Raw genomic sequence first — 9,802 nt, forward strand, 5'->3', positions numbered from 1 at the left:
ATCGTGTGGCCGCCCGCGCGGGCTCGTTCATCGACCTTCGGGAAGGGCACTCCTTGGCAAGACACTGCGGTATCTGCGGCGCGCTTCTGACGCCTGGGAACGCCAGCAGGGAGCACATTATTCCGAACGCCCTCGGCGGTCGATGTCGGGTCGGAGGCTTTCTCTGTCGCCCGTGCAACAGCCGGACGGGAGTCGAATGGGACGCGCCGCTGGCGGCGGCTCTGCAGCCTTTCTGCATCCTCCTCGGAGTGCGGCGTCACCGAGGGTCCGTTCCGTCCACGCGATTCAACTTGGCTGGCTATTCCCCTACCGATCTGCGTCCCAAAGACAGCGATTCTCGGTCGGACGTGATGGGGGAAGAAAACATCGTAGAGGTCCTGATGCGGCCGGACGGACGAGTGTCTCCGGCGAAGTCTGAGTTCTCCGACGTGACGGTCGGGGCGACACGACGGATACGCATGACGTGCCAAACGTCGGCTGAACTCGCTCGGAGGACAAAGGATCTGCGAGAGAAATACCCACAGGTTGATGGCGATGGCTCCGCGATCAGGGTCGACGATCGCTCAACCTATGTTCCGCATTTTCTTGGGTGGGATCTCGCCCTCGGCGGACCGGCACAGGGCCGCGCCATTACGAAGGCCGCACTTGGGTTGGCAGTCGAGGCCGGAGTGGACCCGGCTAGCTGCGAGAAGGCGCAGGAATACTTCAAGGAGGACGGCAGGCCGTGTTTCTCCTACTTCTACGATTTCGATCCGATCCAGAACCGCCCCGCCGGGATGCCCCTGCACGTTGTGCATATCGAGGGCGATCCTCGAGGACGGTCCTTGACCGGGTACGTCGAGCTCTTCGGCTGCATCCGGTACGGTGTGTGCCTCTCCACGGAATACGAGGGCGAGCGGCTAAGCCGTAGCTACGCCATCAACCCCATGACCGGCGAAGCGGTCGATGTCACGATCAACCTCCGGTGCGGACCACAACAGATCCGCGCCATGTGCGACGGTGCAGAGTTTCCCTCAGCGGAATGCGCTGCGGCAATCGGCCGAATCATGCCCACGGTCTCTCAGGCGATGGAGGACCGGGAGCGCGAACGAGTCGTTTCCGAGAGCATTCGACACGCTTTCGAGATGTTGGGCGTTCCGGACGACGGATACATTGAGCCCAAGCAGGCGAGCCGATTCGCCGAGTTGGTGGTGGAGAACCTTCGACCCTATTTGCTGCACCGGTCTCAACTCGGCCGATTCTCACATTCTTCCCGCGGTTGCAGGAGCAAGTAGGATGAACCAGATCCGTTTGGCGTGCTTCAGACTCTTCAGGCCGGGGGCCCAATGACCCAGATTCCGTGGCACCAGATCGTTCGTCTGAAGCCGGAACTGCGATCCGGGGAACTGACGCTGGCGGAGTTCGCCGCTGACCTGCACGAGGTCGTCACCTGCGCCGGACGTCGCCCGATCTATGAGGATCCGGCCAGGTTCTTCGCGCTCACCTACCCCACGCACGCGCTGCGGGAGTTGGTGAGGGATGTCGCCGCCCGTCTGGCGGGCAAGAGCGCCAAGGCCGTCCGTCAGCTCGAGATGACGTACGGAGGCGGGAAGACTCACACCCTCATCACGCTCCACCATCTTTTCCACGATCCCGAGAGCCTGCCCGATCTTCCCGCCGTGGGGGAGTTCCGGGAGCATGCCGACTTCAGCCTCTCCCGAGCCGCCACCGCCGCCCTCTGCTTCGACAAGATCGATGTCGAGAAGGGGATCGAGGACGTTCGCGGTCCCGACGGGGAGCGGCGCACGCTCAGGCACCCCTGGAGCGTCCTCGCATTCCAGCTCGCGGGGTCGGACGGGCTCCGGATGCTTCACGCCGAAAATCTGGATGCAGAGCGCGACACGCCCCCGGCGGAGCCGCTCCTGGTCAAGCTGATCGAGCGACAGCAGGAGGACGGGTCGGCGACACTTATTCTGCTGGATGAAGTGATGATGTACGCCCGCGCCAAGGCGGCTATGGAGGGCGACTGGGTGTCGCACCTGCGCAACTTCTTCCAGTACCTCACTCAGGCGGTGACAAAGATCGACCGCGCCGCGATCGTGGCCTCCATTCTCGCCACCGACCCCTCTCGGCAGAACGACCCGCTCGGCAAGGAAATCTTGCGCGATTTCTCGGACATCTTCCGGCGCCAGCGCGAGGAGGGTGTCCAGCCGGTACAGAAGGAGGACGTGGCGGAGGTCCTGCGCCGCCGCTTCTTCGAGCCCGAGAGCATCCGCGACCCGCGGGCGTACAAACCGCACGTGATCGGCATCGTCAAGGGAATCGCCAAGCTCGACGAGACCACGAGGAAGTCGAAGAAGGAGGCCGAGAAGCGCTTCCTGCACAGCTTTCCGTTCCACCCCGATCTCACGGATGTACTGTACAGTCGCTGGACGCAGATCGAGGGCTTCCAGCGTACACGGGGCATTCTGCGGACGCTCGCGACGGCGCTGCGGGACGCGGAGCCGTGGGACCGGAGTCCGCTCGTAGGTCCGGCCGTCCTCCTCGCCGCACCCGGTTCGGAATCCGTTTCGGAGGCGGCCAGGGAACTCGCGGGCATCGCGACCACGGACAGCGTGGAGGGCAAGAAGACCGAATGGGTTCCTCTGCTCGAAGCTGAACTCGGCAAGGCCCGGGAGGTCCAGCGAGAGTGCTCCGCCCTTGCCCCCGCGCGCGAAGTCGAACAGGCCGTGGCCGCTGTCTTTCTCCACTCCCAGCCTTCGGGCTCGAAGGCGCACACGCCCGAGTTGCTGCGTCTCGTGGGGGGGGCCGCGCCGGACGGGATCGAACTGGAGAAGGGCCTGCGCCGCTGGCGCGAGACCTCGTGGTTCCTCGACGATGAGGACACCAGTGACGAGGTCGGTGAGTACGCCACGAATCAGGGCCTGCCGAGATCCTGGCGTTTGGGCAACGCGCCCAACCTCAAGCAGATGCACGACGAGGCATGCCGCGACCGCGTGACCACGGAGATGGTGCAGGTGCGCCTCGAGGAGGCCATCCGCAAGACGAAGTCGCTGTGGGACGGGGCCTCGGCGGCTGGAGCGCAGGTGCATGTGTTGCCCAGGTCGCCCGCGGATGTCGGGGACGACGGCAGTTTCCGGTACGTCATCCTCGGCGCGGACGCGGCGTCGGCGTCCGGCAAGCCGAGCAGGACGGCGAGAGCCTTCCTCGACCAGACCACAGGCCCCGGCCGGCCACGCGTACACCGCAATGCGGTCGTGGCCGCCACGCCTTCAGTGGAGGGGCTGGAGGCGGCACGGGCCAAGGTGCGGGCGCTACTGGGCTGGGAGGACGTGGCGGGGCAGCTTACCAGGCAGGCGGTGGACCCGCTGCGAGCGGAGCGGCTGCGCAGCCAGAGGAGACAGGCCGCAAACGACGTTCCCGGCGTGATTCGCCAGGCGTACGGGATTGTCGTGACCGTAAACGTCGAGAATGAGGTCCACGCCTTCAAGCTCCCGGCCAGCGGACAACCGCTGTTCGAGGAGGTCAAGCGACACGACAAGTCACGCATCACAGACACTCCGATCAACGCCGAGGCTCTGCTGCCGGGCGGGCCGTATGACCTCTGGCGGGAGGGGGACGAGTCCCGTTTCGCGAGTCATCTCGCGGGAGCCTTCGCCCGCTATCCGCGGCTGCCCAAGGTACTACAGCCGAAGCTCGTCACGGACACCGTATTCGCCGGCGTACGGGATGGCCTCTTCGTAGCACGGCTGGGCCGACCAGACGGAAGCTACCGCACCTGGTGGCGCCAATCCGTAGACCCGGAGGCCGCTCGGGACGATGCTCTGGAAATCATGCTGCCCGAACGGGCGCAACTAGCCCGGCTGGCGCAGGGGTTGCTCGCTCCCGGCGAGCTGCCCGGCCTTTGGATCGACGCCGCAGACGGGGCGGGCCAGATCCTGCCGGTAGCGGCGCTGCTGGAGTATTTCGCCGGTGGACATGTCGCGACCATCCCCCGCGAAGGGTACGAGGATCAGGCGACGATCCCCGCCTGCCCCCCCGAGGCGATATTCGAGGCCGTCGAGCGGGCCATCGAACTTGGGACCGTCTGGCTCACGAATTCGCCCGCCACCGCATGGAAGGAGCCTGTGCCCACCGGCGCCCTCAACGAGGACGCGACGCTTCGCCCGCGCCCGGACGCGGTCATCCCTCAGAGTCTGGTAGAGGACGCAATCAAGGTTGCCTGGAACGACAACCGCACGACCGGCCTGGCCCTTACGCAGGCGCTTTCGCAGGAGAAATCCGCCGCCATGCCCTGGGGCTTGGTACGCGAGGGGATCGGTGCTGCCGTGAAAGGGCGCTGGCTCGTACTGGCGGAGGGGAGTGCAGATTTCGACTCCGAATACGACCAGGCCGCACGGGTCGTCCTGGAGTTGCCTCAAGGGCCCGGCCCGATTGCGCCACCTCCCGGCACGCACCCGCCTGCGGTGCTGGATGTATCGCAACTACAGGATCTCGCTGAGGCCGCAGGGAAGCTTCTCGCCGCCGCCGGGGGTGCAGAACTCAACTTCCACGTCGGAGTCAGCCTGGAGGACGACGCAACGGAGGAGGCGCGGAGGGCCGTCAACGCTACGTTGGCCGAAGTATCCGTCGACCTCAAATCGACCTGATGCCGATCTGTCCGATAGCGAGCATATACCCAACGATCCACGTCTCATATGTATCACGATAAGTTCGGATTTATCCCGTATGGTGAGGTGGTCCCAGTTTTTTGGACAGGTCGTTAAGGTGGATTCCAGGAAGGAACGGGAGGCACCGAGATGGCCGGGAAGAGACGGCGGTTCACGCCGGAGTTCAAGGCGCGGGTGGCGCTGGAGGCGCTGCGCGAGCGGGACAGCGTGCAGGCGATCGCGAGGCGGCACGAGCTTCATCCGAACCAGGTGAGCACATGGAAGCGGCAGTTGCTCGAGGGGCTGCCGGAGGTGTTCGCCGGGGGCGCGGGCCGCAGGCTCGCCAAGGAGCACGAGGCGAAGGTCCGGGAGCTGCACGCCAAGATCGGGGAGCTCACGGTCGAGCGGGATTTTTTTCGGCGCGGGCTCAAGCGCTGAGCCGGGCGGAGCGGGTGCGGATGATCGAGCGGGACGGGCCGCCGAGTCTTTCAAGGCAGTGTGCGCTGGTGGGCGTGAGCCGGTCGTCGCGGTACTACCGGCCGAAGGGGGAGAGCGCGGAGAACCTGGCGCTCATGCGGCGCATGGACGAGCTCCACATGGACTACCCGTTCTACGGGAGCAGGCAGATGATGCGCCATCTCCGCCGCGAGGGCGTCGTCGTGGGCCGGCACCGGATCCGGCGGCTCATGCGGCTGATGGGAATGGAGGCGACCTACCGGCGGCCGCGCACGAGCGTGGCGAGTCCGGAGCACCGGGTCTTTCCCTACCTGCTGCGCGGCCTCGAGATCTCGCGGGCGGACCACGTGTGGTGCGCGGACATCACCCATGTCCCCGTGACGCAAGGCTTTTTCTACCTTGTGGCCGTGATGGACCGGGCGACCCGGCACGTGCTCGCGTGGCGGCTGTCGAACACCATGGACGCGTCGTTCTGCGTGGACGCGCTGGACGACGCGCTGGGCCGGCGGGCTCCGGAGATCCTGAACACGGATCAAGGCGCCCAGTTCACCAGCGAGGCGTTCGCCGAGCGCGTGCTGGGTGCGGGCGTGGCGTTCTCGATGGACGGCCGGGGCCGCTTCCTCGACAACATCTTCATCGAGCGGCCGTGGCGGTCGCTGAAGTACGAGGCGGTGTACCTCCACGAGCTCCGCGACGGGCCGGACGCCGAACGCATCATCGGCTCGTGGATCGACTTCTACAACGAGGTGCGCCCGCATTCGTCCCTCGGCGGGCGGACGCCGGGCGAGGCCTACCGCGACGGCACGGGGGCGGTGTGAACGGCGGATCTCCGCACCTGCCGGAGCGCGCCCCCCCGAGTCGCCGCGGCCGAGCGGAAACCCGGGATCCGCCCGTCCCGGACGCCTCGCGCCATCGGCGGCCAAGCCCCGGTCACCGGCCGGGTTCCCCTCCCGGCCACCGGGGCCCATGTTGGAACCTGTCCTTTCCCCCGCCGGGGGAGGACCCGCGGGTGGAGCACCCACCCCGGGACAACTCACGGAGAATGCTCCCGAGGGCTCTCACAACCACTCGGAATCCACCTTAACTTTGCCCTCGGACTGTCCAACGAAATAGGACCACCTCACTAATTCTATTATTCCTTCCTTAGCCGCAGCCTGAAGATTGTCGCCACTAATCCGTGTCAGTTTAAGTTGGTTGTTGGTGCGATCACCGATCAATATCGTTTCCGCACTGACATCTTGGAGAACACCGTCGCTGGCAAATTGCGGTCAGCGTTTGGAGTTCCATTGAAGATGACCAGCCTGGAACGAACCGATCCGCGTGATAGTGCTGCCATCAGCTGGCGGATCTGCTCCTTGGGGCCGTGACATATCGCTTCAATCGCTCCACGCGCGATCCCGAAGGCAGGTCTCACAAGCGCGCTGTCCACGATGCCGTCCGCTCATTGGCCGGACGGGCTTTGGACACCGACTGCCTCCCGGCAGAACGCCCCTTCAACGTTTGGGCATGGGCACCGAAAGGACAACGCAGATGGGTACCCGGGGCTGGAGGAGTCGTCAGATAGACCCCACAGGCGATCTGGGCTCGAGGTTCATGTGTGGCGCCCCCGTCCTCGGCGCGATCAGGTGACGTCCAACAATTCATTCCAGAACCGCTGGATGTCCGGTCGGCTACCGTCCTCGATGTTCTCGCCGCTGCGGACGAGGTCTGGGGGATAGCGGAGACGTACAAGGGGCTTGGGGCGACCGGACATGGATGGCGTCTCGATTCTCACCAACCCCCGGTCCTTTAGCAACTCGTACACTTCGGTCCACTCGGGATGGCCCGCCAGACCGAGACGACCGAAATCCGCCTCCGCCACGTAGAAACGGCGCTCCATCTTGAGTAGGAATCGCTCAACGAGCCGTATGCGGGTGCGCTGACGGTCATTATACTTGGCGCCAGCCTCGGGGGGCTCCTCGCCCCGCATGCCCAAACGAACCAAGATTGCCCTGATCTGGTCGGGCGCGTACTTCCTCGCAGGCGGGTCTCCCGATGCTTCACCGTTCGACATGATCTCAACGCCCGCCACGATGTCGGTTAGGCTCGGATCGGCCTGCTCCAGGCGGGTGCCCGTCAGACTCAGTTTGGGCATCTGAATCGTGCATCCCTCGAAGTCCGGCCTCACCATCGTCAGCCCTGTGAAATCCGTCCGCTCGAAGTGACAGTTTTGGAAGTGCGGATCGACCAGCCTCGCGCGACCGAAATCCTCCTGCTCGAAATAGAGGTGCCTCAGCTGGACGCCGTCGCGCAGTGCACCGCACGTCTTGATAACCCGCGCCACGAAGCGACCGGCGTTCTGTCTCGCCACGCTGTCGCCCAACCCCGTCCTCAGCACCGAACACATTTTGACTGCCACATCCGTACAGGCATCTACCGCCCCGCCATATTGACCGATGACTTCATCCACCGTCGCTTCGTCGAGCACTGAGCGTGCAAGAAACCTGCGGAGTTCCCCGTGCTCACCCTCGATGCATCGCTTGAACGCCTTGGCGAGAAAATAGCCATAGAAGGTCTCGTGTTCGAACTGGAGGTGCCCCACGCCTGTGCCGCTCTTGGAGAGGAATCCATAGGACGGCATCCGCTCGATGACTTGGCGCGCCGCATCGGGAGGCACACCCAAATCGTCCATGACGAGCTCGGCGGCCACTCTAACCGTTTCGAGGTCAAGCCGACGGGTCTCCAGCCACCACATTTCGTCGGCCAGCATGACCAACAGACGGCGATGTCCGCCCACGTCGAGTAGCGGCGTGCCGTGCTTGTCGAGGAACTTGCCGTGCTCTCGGCGCAAGAAGGCGTTCACAAGAGTCTCGAGCGTCGCCTCGTCCGAAACGTCCATGCTGTCGGTTTCTAGCAGGTCCGCGATGCGGGACACGTAGAAGGGCTTCTTGAGTAAGGCCCGGTTGGACTCGCCTAGGCCGTCCCGGAATCTCTGGAACTTGGCTACGATGGTGCCACGCGACATCTTTCGCACGAGTTCATCGGCGTCGGCATCCTCCCAAGGCTCGATGTCGACAGATTCGACCTCGTAGTTCAGTCTTCCATCCTGCGCGAATCTCTCCGCGTTGGCGCGGAACGCCTTGTAATCGAAGAACGTGGAGCGTGCCGAGGCAACTACGGCGCCGTTCCCTTCCAACCGAGAGATGAATGCGGCCAGGGACGAGAATGCCTCGTCGTATCCACCGCTGCCGAGGAGCTCGTCAAAGCCGTCGATCACGGGCACGAGAAGCCCTCGCCTGACGAGTGGGGGCACGGCGTTGTAGGAGAAGCGCGAGCGGAGATCCTGAAGATCCCTGGCCATTGCGTCGTCGAGGCGAGACAGGGCGCGGCCCTGGGCGTCAATATAGAAGAAGAGTGTCTTCACTTCTCCGGCTAAGTACTGTTCGGCCCGGGTTCGGGCCATGTGTTTCAGGGCCATCGTCTTGCCGGACCCCGCGGCCCCCCGCACGAGGATAATTCGAGTCGAACCGTACGGAGGATCGTTCGCAAGATCTGCTATGAGGCTGGCGGCATTGGGACGGTCGGTGGACGACCCGGCAGGGGGTTCCTCGTCCACCTGCCTTGCGCGCGTCTTGATGTACGGCTCAAGTCGAGGAACGGTCTTGAGAATGAACTCGGCCAAGGCCTCGAGGTCTGCAAGGTAACGACTGGCGAGGAAGGCCGGATACGGCATCGCCTCCGCACCATCAATCTTGACCGCGGGGAGATCTTGGCCGGGGACCTGGGACAGTTCTGCCTCCTCTTCAACGCCGTCCTTTCGCCACATGAGGAGGGCGTCTCCGACGACGACTTCGGAGCCGGGGTCGGTGAAGGGAACGATGTCCCGCCTAATCTCCTGGAGCTTGTCCATGAATCACCACTGCCTGATCTGAAGGTCAGCCTCGTGAAAGAGGGCATCGTACGTGTCACCGAAGCCGGGGGCGACCCGCCTGCGAAGATGTGTCGGCTCGAGCCCGGAAGCCGAGAGCGCCAGCAGCGCCGGGACCATGTCGGCATCGTTGCTCGCAAGAACGACGGCGTGTGCAAGGCGGGCGTGAATGATCGTCATCGCGTCCGCCGTTAGTAGCGTATCGACCATCTTCTGGCGTTTGAGAAGCGTGATGTCGCGCAACCTCACGGAGCAGTGTCGCTCCGGGCACCTTCCCGCACACCAGCTGCGAAGCGCTTCGAGCGTGCAGGTGTTCGGGGAGGCACAGTCCTTGGATTGGGCCGGCCGCAGGTTCAGCCGCTCGACGGGGGACTCTCGAAGCGAACGCAGGAGGAGCGTCCCCGGATCCCAGATGGGGTGGTCGGCAAGCTGAACCCGGATTCTTTGTGCACGAACCTTCTTGGGGTTGTTTTCAATGGCTCGGTCCAGCATGTGCCGCATGTCGACCGGCGCCTGGAGGGTTTCTCGATGCCAGCCACCGTACAGGCGGATGGTGACTTCGATGGCGGATGGCACCGCGGAGTTCACCTGACCGACGAGCTCGCGAAGTCCCTCGTCGACCTCAGGTTGCACCGGTGAGCGGTCGCGAGGCCACAGTTCGAGGTTGAATACGTCCGCGAGGCAGTAAGCAATCATGGCGCTCCCGTGGTGGAAGTTGTGAGCGGCGCGGAATCTAGGGATACGGGGAGGGGTCAACGCAACGTCATCGCCGCCTGCGTAGATTGGCGGGGGCTGCGGCGGGTGGGGAGCG

General features: G+C 64.6%; 5 protein-coding genes and 1 pseudogene. 4 read left to right on the forward strand and 2 right to left on the reverse strand.

The window, feature by feature from the left end:
- Positions 1-5: 5 nt before the first annotated feature.
- The 4 genes and pseudogenes from ACOQPP_RS11835 to ACOQPP_RS11850 form a co-directional block, all read left to right on the forward strand.
- Positions 6-203 (forward strand): annotated as a pseudogene (locus tag ACOQPP_RS11835) (HNH endonuclease); the annotation flags it as partial.
- A gap of 87 nt (positions 204-290) precedes the next feature.
- Entirely contained in the window at positions 291-1,274 is a 984-nt protein-coding gene (locus ACOQPP_RS11840) for a hypothetical protein (RefSeq protein WP_420636582.1), read from the forward strand.
- Positions 1,275-1,325: 51 nt separating this feature from the next.
- Positions 1,326-4,628, forward strand: coding sequence for a hypothetical protein (locus tag ACOQPP_RS11845; RefSeq protein ID WP_420636577.1), 3,303 nt, complete (start codon positions 1,326-1,328; stop codon positions 4,626-4,628).
- A 150-nt stretch (positions 4,629-4,778) separates the two neighbouring features.
- Positions 4,779-5,902, forward strand: a protein-coding gene (locus ACOQPP_RS11850; protein WP_420636578.1) for an IS3 family transposase whose coding sequence is annotated in 2 segments (ribosomal slippage) — positions 4,779-5,055 and positions 5,055-5,902 — 1,125 coding nt in all. Because the reading frame shifts where the segments join, the coding sequence is not laid out codon by codon here.
- Positions 5,903-6,705: 803 nt separating this feature from the next.
- Here ACOQPP_RS11850 and ACOQPP_RS11855 read toward each other — a convergent pair.
- Both ACOQPP_RS11855 and ACOQPP_RS11860 read right to left on the reverse strand, forming a co-directional pair.
- Positions 6,706-8,973, reverse strand: coding sequence for an NACHT domain-containing protein (locus ACOQPP_RS11855; protein ID WP_419166793.1), 2,268 nt, complete (start codon positions 8,971-8,973; stop codon positions 6,706-6,708).
- Positions 8,974-8,976: 3 nt separating this feature from the next.
- Positions 8,977-9,687 carry a hypothetical protein gene (locus ACOQPP_RS11860; protein ID WP_419166792.1) on the reverse strand — a complete coding sequence of 237 codons (711 nt, stop codon included), beginning with the start codon at positions 9,685-9,687 and terminating at the stop codon, positions 8,977-8,979.
- Positions 9,688-9,802: the final 115 nt, after the last annotated feature.

The organism is Candidatus Palauibacter sp. (assembly GCF_965222475.1).
In the GTDB taxonomy this organism is placed as follows: Bacteria; Gemmatimonadota; Gemmatimonadetes; order Palauibacterales; family Palauibacteraceae; genus Palauibacter.